Origin of the sequence: Streptomyces canus 299MFChir4.1, assembly GCF_000383615.1 — a bacterium.
Lineage (GTDB): Bacteria > Actinomycetota > Actinomycetes > Streptomycetales > Streptomycetaceae > Streptomyces > Streptomyces canus_C.
In genome coordinates, this window is sequence record NZ_KB911585.1 from 441,460 (window position 1) to 459,345 (window position 17,886).

Annotated in this window: 16 protein-coding genes and 3 pseudogenes; 9 read left to right on the plus strand and 10 right to left on the minus strand. The window is 71.1% G+C overall.

The annotated features are described in order from the left end of the window. The first annotated feature begins 3 nt into the window (after positions 1–3). Positions 4–420, plus strand: coding sequence for a DUF4395 domain-containing protein (locus H293_RS0112895; protein WP_020118303.1), 417 nt, complete (start codon positions 4–6; stop codon positions 418–420). A gap of 185 nt (positions 421–605) precedes the next feature. After that, positions 606–1,334 (plus strand): lysophospholipid acyltransferase family protein, encoded by a 729-nt coding sequence (locus H293_RS0112900; RefSeq protein WP_020118304.1) that lies wholly within the window; start codon positions 606–608, stop codon positions 1,332–1,334. Here the strand turns inward: H293_RS0112900 and H293_RS52655 are convergent. From H293_RS52655 to H293_RS0112930, 6 genes and pseudogenes are all read right to left on the minus strand, one after another. Next, positions 1,297–2,011, minus strand: a pseudogene (locus H293_RS52655) (B3/B4 domain-containing protein). The gene H293_RS0112900 and the pseudogene H293_RS52655 overlap by 38 nt on opposite strands. Then, entirely contained in the window at positions 2,008–2,592 is a 585-nt protein-coding gene (locus H293_RS0112910; protein ID WP_020118305.1) for a transglutaminase domain-containing protein, read from the minus strand. Before H293_RS0112910 ends, H293_RS52655 begins: the two are co-directional and overlap by 4 nt. Before the next feature lie 61 nt (positions 2,593–2,653). Then, positions 2,654–3,166 (minus strand): GNAT family N-acetyltransferase, encoded by a 513-nt coding sequence (locus tag H293_RS0112915; protein WP_020118306.1) that lies wholly within the window; start codon positions 3,164–3,166, stop codon positions 2,654–2,656. Between the two features lie 41 nt (positions 3,167–3,207). Continuing rightward, positions 3,208–4,287: a threonine aldolase family protein gene (locus H293_RS0112920; RefSeq protein WP_020118307.1), complete on the minus strand. Its 1,080-nt coding sequence runs from the start codon at positions 4,285–4,287 to the stop codon at positions 3,208–3,210. Beyond that, a complete protein-coding gene (locus H293_RS0112925; RefSeq protein WP_020118308.1) occupies positions 4,284–5,033 on the minus strand; it encodes an SDR family oxidoreductase in 750 nt (249 codons plus the stop codon). The genes H293_RS0112920 and H293_RS0112925 overlap by 4 nt, the downstream gene beginning before the upstream one ends. Positions 5,034–5,068: 35 nt before the next feature. Next, positions 5,069–6,466, minus strand: coding sequence for a DUF6421 family protein (locus H293_RS0112930; RefSeq protein ID WP_028807797.1), 1,398 nt, complete (start codon positions 6,464–6,466; stop codon positions 5,069–5,071). Between the two features lie 271 nt (positions 6,467–6,737). Between H293_RS0112930 and H293_RS0112935 the strand changes: the two genes are divergently transcribed. After that, positions 6,738–7,421 carry a glycerophosphodiester phosphodiesterase gene (locus H293_RS0112935; protein ID WP_028807798.1) on the plus strand — a complete coding sequence of 228 codons (684 nt, stop codon included), beginning with the start codon at positions 6,738–6,740 and terminating at the stop codon, positions 7,419–7,421. 15 nt (positions 7,422–7,436) lie between these two features. Here the strand turns inward: H293_RS0112935 and H293_RS52660 are convergent. Then, positions 7,437–7,972 (minus strand): annotated as a pseudogene (locus tag H293_RS52660) (GNAT family N-acetyltransferase). Between the two features lie 70 nt (positions 7,973–8,042). On the opposite strand from H293_RS52660, the gene H293_RS0112945 reads away from it, so the two are divergent. The 3 genes and pseudogenes from H293_RS0112945 to H293_RS52665 all read left to right on the plus strand — a co-directional run bounded on the left by H293_RS0112945 (position 8,043) and on the right by H293_RS52665 (position 10,856). Beyond that, positions 8,043–8,435, plus strand: coding sequence for a VOC family protein (locus H293_RS0112945; RefSeq protein ID WP_020118311.1), 393 nt, complete (start codon positions 8,043–8,045; stop codon positions 8,433–8,435). A 107-nt stretch (positions 8,436–8,542) separates the two neighbouring features. After that, a complete protein-coding gene (locus H293_RS0112950; RefSeq protein WP_020118312.1) occupies positions 8,543–9,865 on the plus strand; it encodes a diacylglycerol/lipid kinase family protein in 1,323 nt (440 codons plus the stop codon). 150 nt (positions 9,866–10,015) lie between these two features. Continuing rightward, positions 10,016–10,856, plus strand: a pseudogene (locus H293_RS52665) (aldo/keto reductase). Here H293_RS52665 and H293_RS0112960 read toward each other — a convergent pair. From H293_RS0112960 to H293_RS0112970, 3 genes are all read right to left on the minus strand, one after another. Continuing rightward, a complete protein-coding gene (locus H293_RS0112960; protein ID WP_020118314.1) occupies positions 10,853–13,456 on the minus strand; it encodes a hypothetical protein in 2,604 nt (867 codons plus the stop codon). The pseudogene H293_RS52665 and the gene H293_RS0112960 sit on opposite strands and share 4 nt — an antisense overlap. Before the next feature lie 125 nt (positions 13,457–13,581). Then, complete coding sequence (locus tag H293_RS0112965; RefSeq protein ID WP_020118315.1) at positions 13,582–14,121, minus strand: MarR family winged helix-turn-helix transcriptional regulator; 540 nt, start codon at positions 14,119–14,121, stop codon at positions 13,582–13,584. After that, on the minus strand, positions 14,118–15,731 hold the full coding sequence (locus H293_RS0112970) for an FUSC family protein (RefSeq protein WP_020118316.1): 1,614 nt from the start codon (positions 15,729–15,731) through the stop codon (positions 14,118–14,120). Before H293_RS0112970 ends, H293_RS0112965 begins: the two co-directional genes overlap by 4 nt. 170 nt (positions 15,732–15,901) lie before the next feature. Between H293_RS0112970 and H293_RS0112975 the strand changes: the two genes are divergently transcribed. The 3 genes from H293_RS0112975 (at position 15,902) to H293_RS0112985 (ending at position 17,882) form a co-directional block, all read left to right on the plus strand. Further along, positions 15,902–16,432 carry a DUF5134 domain-containing protein gene (locus H293_RS0112975; RefSeq protein WP_020118317.1) on the plus strand — a complete coding sequence of 177 codons (531 nt, stop codon included), beginning with the start codon at positions 15,902–15,904 and terminating at the stop codon, positions 16,430–16,432. 263 nt (positions 16,433–16,695) lie between these two features. After that, positions 16,696–17,367, plus strand: coding sequence for a phosphatase PAP2 family protein (locus tag H293_RS0112980; protein WP_028807799.1), 672 nt, complete (start codon positions 16,696–16,698; stop codon positions 17,365–17,367). After that, positions 17,364–17,882 carry a hypothetical protein gene (locus H293_RS0112985; protein WP_020118319.1) on the plus strand — a complete coding sequence of 173 codons (519 nt, stop codon included), beginning with the start codon at positions 17,364–17,366 and terminating at the stop codon, positions 17,880–17,882. The genes H293_RS0112980 and H293_RS0112985 overlap by 4 nt, the downstream gene beginning before the upstream one ends. Positions 17,883–17,886: the final 4 nt, after the last annotated feature.

Here is a 17,886-nt window from a genome sequence, read left to right on the forward strand (position 1 = left end):
TTCATGGACATCGATGCAAGGGGGCCGCGCTTCGGCGCGGCCGTGACGACCGTCGTACTAGCGGCCGTTCTGATCACGGGCAGCGTCTGGCTGCTGGCCTGGCAGACGCTGGCGTTCGCGCTGGGCGCGGCCGGCGGGGTGGGCCGATCGCCGTACGGTCTGCTGTTCCGCAGGGTCGTACGGCCGCGGATCGGGCCGCCGACCGAGTTCGAGGCGCCGGAGCCGCCACGGTTCGCGCAGGCCGTGGGCCTGGCCTTCGCGGCCCTCGGGCTCGTGGGATACGGGATCGGACCGGAGTGGCTCGGACTCGCCGCCACCGGCGCGGCGCTCGCGGCAGCCTTCCTCAACGCCACCTTCGGGTACTGCCTGGGTTGCGAGATGTACCTGCTCGTGCGGCGGGTGGCGGTACGCGCGGAGTAAAGGAGGTTTAAAAGCCCAAGGTGGATCAGGGCCGACGTGACGAGAATCTCTTCCCGGGCGGGCACCAGGACTGGCTCCCCGTCCGTTCTTCGGGCACGATCTGCGAGATGCCGTAAACCTACGGCTGCGTAACTTATTGCCGGGAGTCGGCTTCCCGGGCAGAGCAGGAAGGGCTCACCCCGCCCATGGCAGAGCTTGTCTACCGTCCCGTCGTCGGATTCGCCCAGGCCCTGTTCAAGGCCTGGGATCTCAAGATCGACTGCAAGGGTTCGGAGAACATCCCGCGCTCGGGCGGCGCCGTACTGGTGAGCAACCACATCAGCTACCTGGACTTCGTCTTCAACGGCCTGGCCGTGCTCCCGCAGAAACGTCTCGTGCGGTTCATGGCGAAGGAGTCCGTCTTCCGTCACAAGGTCTCGGGCCCGCTGATGCGCGGGATGAAGCACATCCCGGTCGACCGCACGCAGGGCGAGACGGCGTACGCCCACGCCCTGGAGTCGCTGCGGTCGGGCGAGATCGTCGGGGTCTTCCCGGAGGCGACGATCTCGCAGTCCTTCACGCTGAAGAGCTTCAAGTCGGGCGCGGCGCGGATGGCACAGGAGGCCGGCGTCCCGCTGATCCCGATGGCCGTCTGGGGCACGCAGCGGCTGTGGACCAAGGGGCACCCGCGCAACTTCAAGCGCAGCCACATCCCGATCACCATGCGGGTCGGGGAGGCGATCGAGGCGTCCCGCGACAAGTACGCGGGGGCGATCACCCGGCAGCTGCGCGAGCGGGTCAACGAGTTGCTGGAAGCCGCCCAGCGGGCCTACCCCGTGCGCCCCAAGGGGCCGGACGACACGTGGTGGATGCCGGCGCATCTCGGGGGTACGGCGCCTACTCCGGAGCAGGTGCGCGAGGCAGAGGCGCGGTAGCCGGCTCGATCCGCGCCCCCGGACTGAACCTCTCCAGCAGTTCGGCCAGTTCGGTGGCCGCCCTCTCCACGTCGGCGAGCGGCATCGGGGCCATGGCCTCCAGCAGGAAGACGCCCGAGGCCGTCCCCTCGGTCAGCCGGGTTCGAGGGCCCTGGCGCCAGTTCCAGCGACGGCAGGTCACGCCGGTCGCGTCGCGCCAGATCACCTCGCCGGGGGCGGGGTGATCGACGACCTCCGTGCCGCCGGCCACGGTCACGAAGCCCTCGTCACCGCCGGCCCGGACAAGGTGCGTCCCGCCCTGGACGCGGTCGAGGTCCTCGCCGCCCACGGGGACGAGGTGCGCGACGCCGATCGCGTTGCAGAGGTCGACCAGGAGGTTGATGCGGGCCGGCCCCGCGTGCGACAGGGCCCTGTTCGCCGGCGCCTCCTCCGAGTTGCGGGTGCGCGACGGCTTCGAGCCGGACGCCGTGCGGACCTCCCGCCGGCCGCCATGTGCGGTCCTCGTGCGGGGCGCGCCCGTCCAGTCGTACGGCGAGCCGGCGGGCCGCGTCGTCGAGCAGCGCCGAACCGGCTCAGGCGCTGGGCCCGTTGACCAGTCCGCGGGCCTTGATGGCGAGGTGCGTGAAGCCGGGTGCGGGAGCGCGCACCTCGTCGGACACGGTCACGGGGAGGGTCATCGGATGCCTCCGAGTGCGGTGGGGAGCGTCTTCCAGAGGTACGGCCGGTCGGGGGCGGCCTTGAGGACGCTCAGAACGGCCGGGTGCGGTTCGGCGTACAGGACCGGGTAGTCCATCTCGTTGGACTCCGGGTCAGGCTTGAAGGCCAGTCGCTCGCCGTCGAGGGAGAACTGGGCGTCCACACCCGGCTTGTTGCCCCGGGGGTCCTGGCGGTGCCAGGCGCCGTTGAACCGGACGGCGACCAGGCCGTGCACCACGTCGAACTTCTGGTAGCAGAGCGCGGCCGGGATGTCCTCGGCGCGCAGCAGGGCGGCCAGCGCGTGGGCCTTGGCATAGCAGATGCCGGTGCCCTGCTCCAGGACGTCGGAGGCCCGCCAGGTGACGCGGAGGTCGCCGGAGTCCTGGGAGTGCGGGATCGTGTCGCGGACGAACTCGAACGCCAGTTGCGCATAGGAATACGAGTCGGCCGCCTCTTTGGCGAGACGTGCGGCCACCTCTCGGACGATCGGGTGGCCATGGTCGATGACCTCGTCAGCGGCCAGGTACGCGGAAAGGTCAGGGGTGTTCTGGATCAGCTCCATGCCCGCAGAGCATAGGGAGACGATCAGCCCCGGGTCAATTAATTTACCTTGCTCGGTATATTTATGCAGAGTAGCAATGGACGGTCACCACCTGGGACGCGCTCCACCGCTGGTCGACGGTGGCGAGCCTCGTCCAGCCCAGCCGTTCGTAGAGGGCCGCCGCGGCGGTGTCGGACGCGACCACGTCGAGCACCGGGTGCAGGCCGCGGTGCCGTGCCTCCTCCACCGCTCGACCGATCAGCAGCGCACCGATCCCGTGCCCTCTCGCCCACGGGGCGACGAACAACCGGCCGACCACCGCGGCCTGTTCCCCGCTCGTGCCGTTGCGCTCGCCCCAGAGGACAGGGGCCAGGTCGCCTTCGGCGCTGCGGGTGAGGCCGACATGACCCGCCACCCGGCCGTCGAGATCGGCGACCCAACTGCCCAGCGCCGAAGCCGGTGTCAGCCAATCGCGGGGCCGGGCAGGCCAGTTCACCGGGTAGCCGTCCTGCCGGTGCACCTCGGCCAGCACCCGCACGCACGCCTGGACGTCGTCATCGGTCCTCGGCCGGACCCGGTTCTGTGTCTTGTCCACTCCGGCATGCAAGCACAGGTGGACTCCGGCCCGGCCCGCGTCTAGCGCGCCATCTCCTCCTTCAGCGCCGCCACGAACGCGTCCACGTCGTCCTCGGTGGTGTCGAAGGCGCACATCCAGCGGACGACGCCCGCGGCCTCGTCCCAGAAGTAGAAGCGGAAACGCTTCTGGAGGCGCTCGCTCACGTCGTGCGGGAGCTTGGCGAAGACACCGTTGGCCTGGACCGGGTAGAGAATCTCGACGCCGTGGACGGCACGGACACCCTCGGCCAGGCGCTGGGCCATCTCGTTGGCGTGGCGGGCGTTGCGCAGCCACAGGTCCCTGGCGAGCAGGGCCTCCAGCTGCACCGACACGAAACGCATCTTGGAGGCGAGCTGCATGGACAGCTTGCGCAGGTGCTTCATGTGGGAGACCGCGTCCTGGTTGATCACCACGACCGCCTCGCCGAACAGCGCGCCGTTCTTCGTCCCGCCCAGGGAGAGGATGTCGACGCCGACCGCGTTGGTGAACGTGCGCATGGGGACGTCCAGGGAGGCGGCCGCGTTGGCCATGCGGGAGCCGTCCAGGTGGACCTTCATGCCGTGCGCGTGGGCATGGTCGCAGATCGCGCGGATCTCGTCGGGCGTGTAGAGGGTGCCGAGCTCCGTGGACTGGGTGATCGAGACGACCTGCGGCATCGCCCGGTGCTCGTCCTCCCAGCCCCAGGCCTGCTTGTCGATCAGTTCGGGCGTGAGCTTGCCGTCCGGGGTGGACACGGTGAGCAGCTTGAGGCCGCCCATGCGCTCGGGGGCGCCGCCCTCGTCCACGTTGATGTGCGCGCTCTCGGCGCAGATCACCGCGCCCCAGCGGTCGGTGACCGCCTGGAGCGCGACGACGTTGGCGCCGGTGCCGTTGAAGACCGGGAAGGCCTCGGCCGTGGCCCCGAAGTGGCTGCGGACGATCCGCTGGAGGTTCTCGGTGTAGTCGTCCTCGCCGTACGCGACCTGGTGCCCGCCGTTGGCGAGGGCCAGGGCGGCGAGCACCTCCGGGTGGGCGCCGGCGTAGTTGTCGCTGGCGAAGCCTCGGACGTCCGGGTCGTGATGGCGACGAGCCTGCGTAAAGGAGGCCTTCGGAGGGTTCACGGCTTCTCGGTCAGCCACAGACGGTTTCCGTTCACTTCGGCGGCGGGCTTGTCCCAGACACCGGCGATCGCCTCAGCCAGATCCTTGACGTCCGTGAAGCCCGCGAACTTCGCGTTGGGCCGCTCGGCGCGCATGGCGTCGTGCACCAGTGCCTTCACCACCAGGATCGCAGCCGCGGAAGTGGGCCCGTCGGCGCCCCCGGCCTTGCGGAAGGCGTCGGCGAGAGCGAGCGTCCAGGCCTCGGCGGCGGCCTTGGCGGCGGCGTACGAGGCGTTGCCCGCCGTGGGCTTCGTCGCGCCGGCGGCGCTGATCAGGAGATAGCGGCCGCGCTCGCTGCGCTGCAGACCCTCGAAGAAGGCGAGGGAGGTGTGCTGCACGGTGCGGATGAGCAGCAGTTCCAGGAAGTCCCAGTCGTCCAGGCTCGACTTGATGAAGGTCTCGCTGCCGCGCCAGCCGCCGACGAGGTGGACCAGGCCGTCGACACGGCCGAAGTCCTTCTCGATGTGCGCGGCCCAGTCGCGGGTGGAGTCCAGGTCGAGCAGGTCGACCGGCTCGCCGGTCACGGTGGCGCCGCCCGAGGCGTAGCTCGCCGCGTCGACGGCCTCCGCGAGCCGCTCCGGGTCGTTGTCCGCGCCGACGACTGTCGCGCCCGCCTCGGCAAGTCGCAGCAGTGTCGCGCGGCCCGCGGGACCGCCCGCGCCGGCCACCGCGATCACCGCACCGCTGAGAGCTCCGTTCCCCACCATGCGCTTCGCCTCCTGAGCTGTTGTGGTGCGGTCGCTCACGCGGCGACCCGCTCGGCACTCTCCGCCGTGATGCCCCGCGTGGAGGCGATCACGTTCTTGAGCTTCTTGGAGAGGGCCTCATAGAACATGCTCAGCGGAAACTCGTCCGGAAGCACGTCATCGACGAGTTTCCGGGGCGGCAGCGACAGGTCGAGGGCGTCGGGGCCCTTGGCCCACTTGGAGCCCGGGTGCGGGGCGAGGTACTGCGACACCAGGTCGTACGCGGCGAACCAGTGGACCAGCTTCGGGCGGTCGATGCCCGCTCGGTACAGGTCCTCGATGTCGGCGCACAGCTGGTTGGTGACCTCGGGGGCGCGCTGCCAGTCGATGAACAGCTTGTTGTCGGTCCAGCGGACGACGTCGTGCTTGTGCAGGTAGGCGAAGAGGAGCTGGCCGCCGAGGCCGTCGTAGTTGCGCACGCGCTCGCCGGTGACCGGGAAGCGGAACATGCGGTCGAAGAGGACCGCGTACTGCACGTCACGGGCCTGCGGGACGCCGTCGGCCTCCAGCTTCACGGCCTCCTTGAAGGCGGTGAGGTCGCAGCGCAGCTCCTCGAGGCCGTACATCCAGAACGGCTGACGCTGCTTGATCATGAACGGGTCGAAGGGCAGGTCGCCGTGGCTGTGGGTGCGGTCGTGGACCATGTCCCACAGGACGAAGGCCTCCTCGCAGCGCTTCTGGTCGTGGACCATGGCGGCGATGTCCTCGGGCAGCTCCAGTCCCAGGATGTCGACGGCTGCGTCGGTGACCCGGCGGAAGCGGGCGGCCTCCCGGTCGCAGAAGATGCCGCCCCAGGAGAAACGTTCCGGCGCCTCGCGCACGGCGATGGTCTCCGGGAAGAGGACGGCGGAGTTGGTGTCGTAGCCGGCCGTGAAGTCCTCGAACTTGATGCCGCAGAACAGCGGGTTGTCGTAGCGGGTCCGCTCCAGTTCGGCCAGCCACTCGGGCCAGACCATGCGCAGCACGACCGCCTCCAGGTTGCGGTCGGGGTTGCCGTTCTGCGTGTACATCGGGAAGACGACCAGGTGCTGGAGGCCGTCAGCGCGGTTCGCCGCGGGCTGGAAGGCCAGCAGCGAGTCGAGGAAGTCGGGCACCTCGAAGCCGCCCTCGGACCAGCGACTGAGGTCCTTGGCGAGGGCGCCGTGGTAGTCGGCGTCGTGCGGCAGCAGCGGCGACAGCTCCTGCACCGCCTCGACGACACGCCGTACGGCGGCCTCGGCGTCCGCACGCGCGGGCGCGCCCTCGGCCTGGAAGTCGATCGACCCGTCCTTGGACTGCCATGGCCGGATCCGCTCCACGGCATCCTTGAGCACAGGCCATGCCGGGTGCTCCACCACCCTGGTCACGGGAGGAACAAGGTCCCCCGAAGCCGTCTGCACAAGAATTTCCGTCATGTCCCATCCTCCACGGGAGAAGCTCGCGTACAGAGACCGTATACATACGAGCTTCCGCCCAGCAAGAGCGCACTCGGGAAGTTATCCTGCACACCCCAATGGTCACCGAATTTTTTCCTGTCGGAAGCCATGAACGCAGCGATTCCGGGTAACCGAGATCACTCCCCGGCCCGCCTCGGCGATCCCTCGCGCACGCACGGGTCCCTCACGCGGTGTAGCCGTTAGGCTGCGGCTCTGCACCGAGCCGCCGTCGACGGAAGCGAGTTGAACCTTGAACTTCCTTACCATCGGTCATCGCGGAGTCATGGGTACCGAACCCGAGAACACCCTCCGTTCCTTCGTCGCCGCCCAGCAGGCCGGCCTCGACGTCATCGAACTCGATCTGCATCTGAGCAAGGACGGCGCCCTCGTCGTCATGCACGACACCGACGTGGACCGCACGACCGACGGAACCGGCCCGATCGCCGAGAAGACCCTCACCGAGCTGCGCGCCCTGGACGCGGGCCGCGGGGAACGCGTCCCGGTGTTCGAGGAGGTCCTGGACGCGGTGCGGTCGCCGCTCCAGGCCGAGATCAAGGACATCGCGGCGGCCCGCGCGCTGGCCGAGGTCATGCTCCGGCGGGACCTGGTCTCCCGGGTCGAGGTGTCCTCGTTCCACGACGAGGCGATCGCCGAGATCGGCCGCCTGGTACCCGGCGTACGGACCGCGCTGATCGGCAGCCGGTTCGGCCCCGACATTGTGGAGCGCGCCGTCGAGGCCGGTGCGGAAACGGTCTGCCTGAACATCCGCCGGCTGACCCTGGAGGTCGTGGAGGCGGCCCGCAAGGCGGACCTGAAGATCATCGGCTGGGTGGTGAACACCCAGGACCAACTGCGCCTTGTACGGGCCCTGGGCCTGGACGGCGCGACGACCGACTACCCGGAGATCAAGCGCACCGGCCGCTTCACCGCGTGAGCCGGGGCGGGAACGTCACACCAGCGGCTTGACCAGCAGCTCGAACTGCAGGTCGTCGCGCTGCGGAACACCGAAGCGCTCGTCGCCGTACGGGAACGGCGTCATCTTTCCCGTACGGCGGTAGCCGCGCCGCTCGTACCAGGCGATGAGGTCCTCGCGCACGGAGATCACGGTCATGTGCATCTCGGTGACCCCCAGGTCTCCCGCGCGATGCGCTCCGCCGCCGCGATGATCACCTTGCCGAGGCCGCCGCCCTGGAGGCCGGGACTGACCGCGAACATCCCGAAGTACGCGTAGTCGCCCCGGTGTTCGAGCTGGCAGCAGGCGACGACCTGCCCGTCCCGCTCCACGGTCAGCAGCTTGCTGTCGGGCGACTTGATGACCGCGAGCACACCCTCCGGGCCGGTCCGCTGCCCCGCCAGGATGTCCGCCTCGGTGGTCCACCCGGCCCGGCTGTCGTCCCCGCGGTACGCCGACTCGACCAGCGCGACCAGCGCGTCCACGTCGGCGCCGGTGGAGTCACGGAAGGTGAGGCCGCCGGTGGTCTCCATGGGGCGCATCTCCACTTCAAGCGCACGACTCGGGCAGATCGAGAGTAACGCCCCGGATAGGCTCGCCCGCATGGTGCACGTACTGAGCGGCCGCGTCCTGCTGCGGCCCACGGATCCGGAGCGTTCCCGAGTCTTCTACGGCGACCAGCTGGGCCTCGCCGTGTACCGCGAGTTCGGTGCGGGCCCGGAGCGGGGCACCGTCTACTTCCTCGGCGGTGGCTTCCTGGAGCTGTCGGGACGCTCGGAGGCTCCGCCGGCCGCGGACGTCCGGCTGTGGCTCCAGGTCCCGGACGTGACCGCGGCGCACGAGGAGCTGCTGGCGAAGGGTGTCGAGATCGTGCGGCCGCCGGTCAAGGAGCCGTGGGGGCTGGTCGAGATGTGGGTGGCGGACCCGGACGGCACCCCGATCGTGCTGGTGGAGGTGCCGGCGGACCATCCGATCCGGTACCGGCCGGGAATCTGAGCCGTCGTCCTGACGGCAGGCATCCGGTGTGATGCCGACCGTTCGGCCGACTTGGATATGCTCCGCCGACCGCCGTGGCCCGAGGGCGCCGAGCAGTGGAGGAGCACATGAGCGTGGACCTGAACGCCCCGGCCTTTCGCAGGCAGAGATGGGCGGCCAGGACGTCCCTGGCGGCGGCCGCCCTCGCGGTCCTGCTCCCTCTTGCCTACGGCGGTCTCGGCGGCGTTCTGCTGCTGGCCGCCGGGCTCGCGGGCGCGGCCGTCACGGCGGCGGCGGTGTGGTGGACGCTGACGCGGCGCGGACCGGAGCGCTGGCTGGCGGCGGGCCTCGCGGTCGTCACCCCCACGCTCGTCCTGGTCCTGTTCGTGGTCACCCTGGGATGGGTGATCCTGCTGTCGCCGGCGCTGTGGAGCGTGGCCGTGTGGAGTGGCCGGTACGCGCTGCGCAGCGCCGGCACCCGTCCGAAGCGGATGAAGGAGCACCGGGCGCGGTCCGTGCGACACCCCTTCCTGATCATGAACCCCCGTTCCGGAGGCGGGAAGGTCGGGCAGTTCCGGCTGCGGGAGAAGGCCGAAGACCTGGGCGCCCAGGTGGTGGTGCTCGACCCGGAGGAGCATCAGGACGTGACCGCGCTGGCACGGGCGGCCGTGGCGGAGGGCGCGGACCTGCTCGGCGTCGCGGGCGGCGACGGCACCCAGGCGCTGGTCGCCGCCGTCGCCGCGGAACACGACCTGCCGTTCCTCGTCATCTCCGCCGGCACCCGCAACCACTTCGCCATGGATCTCGGCCTCGACCGCACCGACCCCTCGACCTGCCTCGACGCGCTCACCGACGGGGTAGAACTCCGGGTGGACCTCGGCTTCGTGGCGGATCGCCCGTTCGTCAACAACGCCTCCTTCGGCGCGTACGCGGCGGTCGTCCAGAGTCCCGCCTACCGCGACGACAAGATCGGCACCACGCTGGAGCTCCTGCCCGATCTGCTCACCCGGCAGCGCGGCCCGCAGCTGACCGCGCGGGTCGACGCGACCACGATCGACGGCCCGCAGGCCGTGCTGGTGAGCAACAACGCCTACCGCACCGGTGATCCCGTGGGCCTGGGCCGCCGCGAGCGGCTCGACTCCGGGCTGCTCGGCATCCTCGGGGTCCGGGTGGACAGTGCGGCCGAGGCGGCGGCCCTGCTGCTCGACCCCGATCCGCAGGGTCTCGCGGTGCTGTCCGCGCGGGAGGTGGTCGTCGACGCCGACCACCCGGAGATCGAGGTCGGCGTCGACGGCGAGGCCCTGGTCCTGCCCACCCCGGTCCACTGCCGTATCGCGCCCGGGGTCCTCCGCGTCCGTGTCCCGAGGAAACGGCCTGGCGTACCGGCGGCCCAACCCCGCCTGAACTGGCGCCGGTTGCGCAAGCTGGCGGCACCGGCCGGGCGGGCGTGAGCGGTTTTGGGGGAAGCGGGTTGCGCTGGAGTGCGCTCCAGTTCATAGCGTCGTACGCACGACCTGCCTGAAGGGGAACTGATCGTGCGGTACACATTGTTCGGCAAGACCGGTCTGCGCGTGAGCGAGCTGAGCCTCGGCGCCATGGTCATGGGCGAGAATCCCTCCTACGGCTCCGACAAGGAGACCAGCGAAAGACTTCTGGACGCCTACGCCGACGCGGGCGGCAACTTCGTCGACACGGCGGACATCTACTCGGGCGGGGCCTCGGCGGCTGCGGACCGACCGGCTGGACATCCTGTGGGTGCACGCCCGCGACAACTTCACCCCGGTCGACGAGGTCATGCGGGCGCTCGACGACCTCGTCCGCACGGGCAAGGTGCTCTACGTCGGCGTGTCGGATTGGCCCGCCTGGGAGATCGCACAGGCCAACACCCTTGCGGAGTTGCGGGGTTGGACGGCCTTCGCGGGTTCGCGGCTGCGCTACAACCTGCTGGACCGCACATCGGAGCGTGAACTGCTGCCCCAGGCACGGGCGTTCGGCCAGGCGGTGCTCGCGTGGTCACCGCTGGCGGGCGGGAAGCTCACCGGCAAGTACCGGCGGGGCGAGACGGGCCGCCTCGACACCTGGGGCAACAAGCCGAACGCGCGGGAGGAGGAGATCATCACGGCCGTCGTGGAGATCGCCGAGCAGGGCGGCTGGAGCCCGGCCCAAGTGGCGCTGGCCTGGCTGCTCGGCCGACCCGGCAATGTGGTGCCCGTCGTCGCGGCCACCAGGGAGAGCCAGCTCGCCGACAACCTCGGCAGCCTCTCCGTCCGTCTCGACGCCGACGCCGTCACCCGGCTGGACCGGGTGAGCGCGGTGCCGCTCCGCTTCCCGCACGACTTCGTACGGGAGCCGGCCATCGTCGAGAACATCTACGGCGACCGCCGGCAGGCCATCGACGACCGGCGCTGGGGATATCGGCGTACCGCGACCGACGTGCTCTAGAGCGGACGCCCGTCGGCCTCCGTGGGGGCGAGCGGGGTCACCGTGATCCGGTCGATGACGGGGGCTTGGGCGGAGCGTTGGCCGAACTCGTTCCTGGTGTCCCCGGCGAAGTCGGGGAGTTCGTCGGCGGTGAAGGTGAGCGTGTTGAGGCCCGGGCGCAGGGTGACCGGTAGGGAAAGGTTCCAGAAGTTGTTGAAGTGGAAGGTGGTGGGGAACAGGACGCGGTGGGCCGGGGCGCCGTTGACGGAGACGTCGGCGTGGCGGCAGACCGGATCCGGGTTGTAGTGGGTGGACGGGGGCTGCTCGCCGTTGGAGTAGCGGATCGTCAGCGCGTGGCGTCCGGCACGGTCCGCCGTGACCGTGAGGGTGAGCGCGTTCGCGGGCCCGGCACCGACGCCGTCGACCGCCTTGCCGCCGGTGGCGTACGGGAAACCGGTCACCGTCGCCGCGCCGGTCAGGATGCCTTCCTCGGCGGCGTACGCGGTCGTGGGCAGCAGGCCGCGCGAGGGGGCGACGCGCAGCCTGTCCACGATCAGCCGGTCGGAGGTCCCGGTGATCGTGATCTTGTTGACGCCTCCGGCGAGGAAGAGCGGTACGGCACCGCGCTCGACGCGTCCGACCTCCTCGCCGTTCACGCTCAGCACGCCCTCTCCGGGCCCGAGCACGTCGACGGTCACGGAGGCCTCGCCGTCGTCGGCCGCGTACGCCCAGAAGGTGACTGCGCCGCCCCGCGGGAGCACCGCCACGCCGGGCCCTGAGGCGCCGCGGTGCGCGAGGCTGACCCGGGCCCCGCCACGGAGGTCCGCGAACTCGGCGTCGTACAACGCGGTTTGATCCTTCTCCCGCAGCACGACGTCCAGCTTGTCGACGACCGCGTCCCCCTTGGTGAGCCCGAGGTCGGGGTCCTGGGCCGCGAGGGTGATCCGGTGGCGGCCCGCGGTCAGCTCCACCCGGGTGTCGGTGTGGCCCCACACCGCCCACTTGTAGCCGAGCGGCAGCCGCAGTTCGCGCGGGTCCTTGCCGTCGACGCGCAGGAAGACGTTGGTGGGGCCCTGCTCCCGCACCAGGTCGGCGAGGTTGTGGGAGCCCGCGAAGACGGCCAGGTCGTAGGTCCCGTCCTCCGGGACCTCGACGTCGAAGGCGAGCGAGCCGTCGGATCCGGTGCGCAGTCCGCCCACGTGGTAGCCGCCGGAGGTCGCGAACCGGTCGACGGCGGACGGCGATCCCTCGGGCCCGTTCTTCGAGTAACCGCCGCCCGTGTAGGTGGCGTCCTCGGCCTCGTACGTCCGTCTCCAGCGCACCGCGGGCGGCAGCGTCACGGCCCCGTTGCCGCCCGGCGACAGAATCACCTGATAGGCGGACATCGCGTCGAGGTCCTTCAGACCCAACGTCACCTTGCCCTTTTGGACCGGGAGTTCCTCGTCCAGCAGGCGCGACGGCTGTGCGCCCGACCCCACTTGTCCCGTCCAGGGAATCTCCACCAGGCGCGCGTGGACCACGGTGCCGAACACCTCCGCGTCGACGCCCTCGAACACGACGTCCGCCGTACCGTCCGCGCCCCCGAACAGTGCCCTGGCCTGGCGCTTCTCCCGGTCGAGGGTGGCCACGCCCTGGAGCGTGTACTGCTCGTTGGGGTGCGGGGCGACGACCCGGACGGTGTTCCCGGTCAGCTGTCCGTAGGCGTTGTACAGCCACCACTGGCCGTTGGCCTTGTTCGCCTCCACCGCCGAGTCGTTGAGGTTGCCGGCGATGTTCCAGTAGGCGAGGTCGGCGTCGACCTTCGACTCCTCGATCGCGGCGATCCACTGGATCATCTGCCCGGGGACGGAGACGTGGTAGTTGTGCGCGTACTCGTTGATGTTGACGGGCAGCGGGCCGATGCCCAACTCCCGTTCCAATTCACGGTACTTGACGACGTTCCTGCGGACCTCGGCGGGCGAGGACAACTCGTGCCAGGTGACGATGTCGGGCAGTACGTCGTGCGACTTCGCGAACTCCAGGAAGTCCCGGACCTCGGGGTACAGGACGCAGGTGTTGGGTCCGGCCACGCGGGCGTCCGGGTCGAGGTCCTTGATGAGGCGGTGGGCGGCTTCCCAGGCGGCGAAGTAGTGGTCCGGCCCGGTCCGCCAGGACACCCCGTCGTAGCTCCACTCCCCCTCGCCGAACATGTTGCCCTCGGGCTCGTTGAACGGCACGTACACGACGTGGGTCCGCAACTCCCCCAGGGAGAGGACGTTTTCGACCTGGCGGCGGATCACGTCCAGGTGCCCGGCGAGCCGCTCCTCGCCGGTGGCACCCGGCCACTCGTACGGAAACCCCCGGTAGAAGTCGGGCAGATAGACGTACACGTCCTTCCCGCCCGCCGCGACGAACGGCGGCAGGATCTCCAGCGCGTCGCCCCCGGGATGCTGGGTGCCGTCCTGGGCCTTGGTCGTCACCGTCCGCGGGTACATGCCCTCGACCACGACACGGCTCGGTACACCGTCGCCGTACAGGCCGTAGAGCGTGCCGCTCGCTCCCCCGTGGAAGGGGCCGGTCTCGGTGCCGAGGTCGATGGTGAGCTTCTCGCGGGCGGGGCCTTCGGCTGCCACGGCATCCATCCTTCGTTCGACATTCCGTGCGACAGTCGATGATCCGCACCGACCGGGACGAACGTAGGAAGCGCGGGTGGACCGCGTCAACAGGCGACGGGCTTCGAAACTTCCGAAACCGCAGGTCGCAGGCGTCAGGCGCGCAACATGCCCAGGCTGCCCTCCAGCCGGCCGAGCAACTCGCCGAGCCGGGCGGCGAGTTCGTCCCGCGCCTCGGGGGTCAGGACGGACAGCACGGCCGTCTCGTACTCCAGCTGCTCGGGCAGGATCCCGTCGACCAGTTCGCGGCCGGCGTCGGTGAGCCGGACGTGGGCGACGCGGCGGTCGCGGGTGTCGCCCCGGCGCTCCACCAGGCCCCGTTCGGTGAGCTGCTTGAGGCGCTTGGTGACGGCGGCGCCGGAGGAGAAGGTCTCGCGGGCCAGATCGCCGGGGGTGAGCTCGTGACCGGTGCGGCGCAGCGCGCCGAGCAGGTCGAACTCGGGGCGGCTGAGCCCGGCCCGGCGCAGGGGGGCGTCCTCGGCCTGCTGGAGGAGGGCGGCACAGCGGTTGACGCGGCCGATGATCTCCATGGGGCCGGTGTCGAGACCGGGATGGACGGTATGCCACTGCCGGACGACCGCGGCGACGGTGTCGTGTCTCGTCGGGTCCGCCGGTCGTCCGTTCGGTGCCGTCATGGACGTACGCCCTCCGTTCTGTGCTGCCGGATCGTCGCGGCGAGCGTACGGTGTCCGGCCCGCTCGGCGCGCACGACCCTCTCCTGGGGCAGGGCACGCTGCCACCATTCGCCGGACGCGGCCTCGACGCCGGCCCGCAGATCGACCAGGGCGGTGGCGAGGACGCGGCGGGCGGAGTCCAGGGCGCCGGGTGCGGGGTGCGGCTCGGCCAGGAGGCGGGCGATGTCTTCGCGGGCGCGTTCCACCGCGGCCAGCGACTGCTCGACACGGTCGCCCGCGCGCCGGTTGGTGACGGCCACGGCGGCGACGAATCCGACCAGCGCCCCGACGAGGGTGTCCATGACCCGCTCGGTGATCAGCCGGCCGGGCTCCTGGTGCCCGGCGAACTCGGTGATGAGCAGGGCCATCGGGGTCACGCAGATGCTGCCGAGCCAGTAGTTGCGGGCGATGAGCGCCTCGGCGCCGAAGTTGAACGCGAGGCAGCACAGGACGAGCGCGGCGGGCCCGAGGTGGGCGAGCGGGACGACGGCGGCGAACACCAGCACCCCGACGAGGTTGCCGACGACCCGCTGGACGCCCCGGCTCCAGGTGAGGGTGACGTTGGCCTGGTAGAGGGAGGCCGCGGTGACCAGGGCCCAGTAGGGGCGGCCGACACCGAGCGCGAGGGAGACATAGCCGGCGAGGGCGCAGCCCAGGGCGGTGCGTACGGCGATCGGGGCGAGCATGCGCCACACCGGGTGAGCGGAGGCGGCGAGCTCGATCTCCACGCCGAGGAGTTCGTCGTCGTCCGGCGCCTGCGGGACCGGTGCGGTGCCGCGCAGTGCGCGGGCCCAGGCGCGGAGGCGGTCCGGGTCCGCGTCGGCCGGGGCGGCGAGAGCGACCTCGGCGCGGACGACGAGGCGTTCGAGGGCGCGCCGGGTCTCGGAGCGGGTTCCGGCCGACAGGAGGGTCTGCCAGGCGGCCTGCACGGCGGCGTGGGCGGCTCCGCTCGCCTGGGGGCGCGGGTTCTCGGCGTACGCGGCGGCCGCGTCCAGTGCTCGGGCGGTGGCCCTTCGCTCCGGACCGTGCGGCCGGAACAGGCCCGGCGCCATCCCCACCAGCCAGGCCCAGGCGCCCGTCGCGAGAGCCAGGGCGAGGTGGCCGGGGACCTGGGCGAGCGTCTGCGGGGCGAAGAGGGAGGCGGAGCTGATGAAGGTGAGGACCACATGTCCCGGCGGCCCGATCCGGGTCGCGTCGCAGAGCGTCTTCTGTACGGCGGCCACCAGCGCGCCGACGGTGACCAGCACGACCGCGCTGCCGGTGAGCGAGGCGGCGACCATGCCCACCCCGAGGCCGGCGACCATGCCGAGCACCACCCAGGCCAGGGCGCGGGCCCGGGCGGCGTAAGGCCGGCTGTGGGCGTAGAGCGCGCACAGGGACCCGGCCATGGTGTACATCGCGAGGTCGAGGCGGCCGAGGGCCAGCAGGGTCAGGTTGGGCGGGGCGACCGCGACGACCACGCTCAGGGCGGGCTTGAACCAGATGTCCGAGGGCCTGCCGAGGCGCAGCACACCGGCCAGCGGAAGACGGCGTACGCGTGGAGCGTCGGGGTGGGGGGTCGCACTGCTCATGAGGCAACACTTTAGCAGGTGTTTTATCTGTAAACGACTGCGTACGGCATGACCGTCATCACCCTGACCTGCTGTGCTCCGTCGCACGCTCCCCGCGTACACCCTTGCGCTCGATTGCGCGCCGCATGGCCCGGGCATTCCTTGACCGACCGTCGATCGGGGAGGTTGGCGTGCACGGACCGGCTTCGTCCGGCTGGCTGCTGGTGACGATCTGCGCCGCGACCGGGGCGTACTGCCTGCTGCGGATGCGCAGCGGCGTCGAGGAGCAGCGCCGGGCCGCGGGCGGTGAGGCGCTGATGGGCTTCGGGATGGCCGCGATGGCCGTACCGGCCGCCATGTTCACGCCCCCGTCGTGGGCCTGGCCGCTCTATACGGCGGTGTTCGGCGGGGCCGCGCTGCGCGCGCTGTGGGCGGCGCGCACCAGCACTCATCATCTGCATCACCTGGTGGGGGCGGGGGCCATGGTCTACATGGCGGTGGTGATGGCGGCCTCCCCCGGACACCACGGCGGTGCGGGAGTGCCCGTCGTCACGGGCACGCTGCTGCTCTACTTCGCGGGATACGTCCTGGTGTCCGGCGTCCGCCTGATACCGGTGACCGCGGGCGGCGGCACCGTCGGCTGGGGCGACCGGCCCGAACTCGCGCGCGCGTGCCGGCTGTCGATGGGCATCGCGATGGTGGCGATGCTGCTGACGCTCTGACGTGCGCGGCGACTGACGGCGACGGGACTTGCGGCTTCGGCGGCCGGAGTCGCCCACGCGGGAAGAGGAGTTCACCGCCTGCTGACGACCACGGCGGCGCGGGACGGCCGGGGGCATGGACCCGCGGACAACAGGGAACCCGGCAATGACCATGCCCCCATGGCGGACAGCCGGCCATGACCGCGGCCCCGGACAACGGCCGGTCCGGCCCACCCGCTCCCCGGAATTCGCCTCCCACCGCACCGGTCGACGAGGATCGCACCATGTACACCCCGTCCGTCGACTCCCCGCCCCGCCCGCCGGAGCACCGGACCGCAGCCCGCGCTTCCGGGGTTCTCGCTGTGTGCTCGGTGCTGCTGCTCGTCCTGGTCGTGGTCAAGTGGCACCCGCTGCTCGCCGTGGACGGCGACATCGCTGACACCACCCACCGCTGGGCGGTCGACGAACCGGGGCTCACGCACGCCTTCCGGATCCTCACGGACTGGGTCTGGGACCCATGGGCGATGCGTCTTCTGGCGGCGGTCGCGGCGATCTGGCTAGTGTGGCGCCACAACGCCCGGTGGGCCGCGGTATGGCTGGTGGCCACATGTGCGCTGGGCACGCTGGTCCAGCAGGTCCTGAAGTCCGCGGTCGGCCGTGAACGCCCTGTCTGGCCCGACCCCGTCGACACCGCGCATTTCGCGGCCTACCCGTCGGGCCACGCGCTGACGGCCACGGTCGTGTGCGGCCTCCTCCTGTGGCTCCTGCACCACTACGGCGTCGGCCGCACCCTGTGGCGCACGGCCCTGGCACTCGCCGTGATCTCCGTCGTGGGCGTCGGCCTCACCCGTATCTGGCTCGGCGTCCACTGGCCCTCCGACGTGCTCGGCGGCTGGCTGCTGGGCGCGCTGCTGGTCACGCTGGCGGTGACGGTCCACCAGCGGCACCGGCCGTGAACGACGGCCCGAGCCGGGTCTACGGCTACGTGGGTCCACCCGAGCTGCGCTCGACGGTACGGCCGGATCGCGCGGGCCGAACCATCCGTTCCGCCGCCGACCTCGACACCTGGCTGTCGGGGCGTGGGGCGGCCGAGATCTCGGAGCCCTTCACCTTCGTCGTCGCTCTGGACGGCCTGGTACGGCTCGCGCCCCGCAGGAGTGAGCATGTGGCCTGCGCGGGCGGCGCGGACGTGCTGGCCGCCGGTGAGATGGGGTTCGTACCGGCCGCCGACCGCTGGGCGGTCGACGAGGTCACCAACCACTCGACGGGCTACTGCCCGAACCTCGATTCATGGCAGGCGGTCGGGCGTGCGCTGGACCTGGCCGGCGTCGAGCACCCGGGCCGGTTCACCCACGAAGTGGTGTTCCGGCTCTGCGACGCGTGCGGGGAGCGGTCGATCGTGCGCGAGCAGGATTTCGTCTGCGTGTTCTGCGGAAACGCACTCCCCCGGACATGGAACGCCGGCCCGTAAGATC

Excerpts from the sequence above, each read along its gene's own strand:
- H293_RS0112910 (WP_020118305.1), bottom strand. The coding sequence starts at position 2,592 with ATGGAGCTGATCCAGAACACCCCTGACCTTTCCGCGTACCTGGCCGCT.
- H293_RS0112950 (WP_020118312.1), top strand. The coding sequence starts at position 8,543 with ATGAGCGTGGACCTGAACGCCCCGGCCTTTCGCAGGCAGAGATGGGCG.
- H293_RS0112925 (WP_020118308.1), bottom strand. The coding sequence starts at position 5,033 with ATGGTGGGGAACGGAGCTCTCAGCGGTGCGGTGATCGCGGTGGCCGGC.
- H293_RS0112895 (WP_020118303.1), top strand. The coding sequence starts at position 4 with ATGGACATCGATGCAAGGGGGCCGCGCTTCGGCGCGGCCGTGACGACC.
- H293_RS0112900 (WP_020118304.1), top strand. The coding sequence starts at position 606 with ATGGCAGAGCTTGTCTACCGTCCCGTCGTCGGATTCGCCCAGGCCCTG.
- H293_RS0112945 (WP_020118311.1), top strand. The coding sequence starts at position 8,043 with ATGGTGCACGTACTGAGCGGCCGCGTCCTGCTGCGGCCCACGGATCCG.
- H293_RS0112970 (WP_020118316.1), bottom strand. The coding sequence starts at position 15,731 with ATGAGCAGTGCGACCCCCCACCCCGACGCTCCACGCGTACGCCGTCTT.
- H293_RS0112930 (WP_028807797.1), bottom strand. The coding sequence starts at position 6,466 with ATGACGGAAATTCTTGTGCAGACGGCTTCGGGGGACCTTGTTCCTCCC.
- H293_RS0112960 (WP_020118314.1), bottom strand. The coding sequence starts at position 13,456 with ATGGATGCCGTGGCAGCCGAAGGCCCCGCCCGCGAGAAGCTCACCATC.
- H293_RS0112980 (WP_028807799.1), top strand. The coding sequence starts at position 16,696 with ATGTACACCCCGTCCGTCGACTCCCCGCCCCGCCCGCCGGAGCACCGG.
- H293_RS0112965 (WP_020118315.1), bottom strand. The coding sequence starts at position 14,121 with ATGACGGCACCGAACGGACGACCGGCGGACCCGACGAGACACGACACC.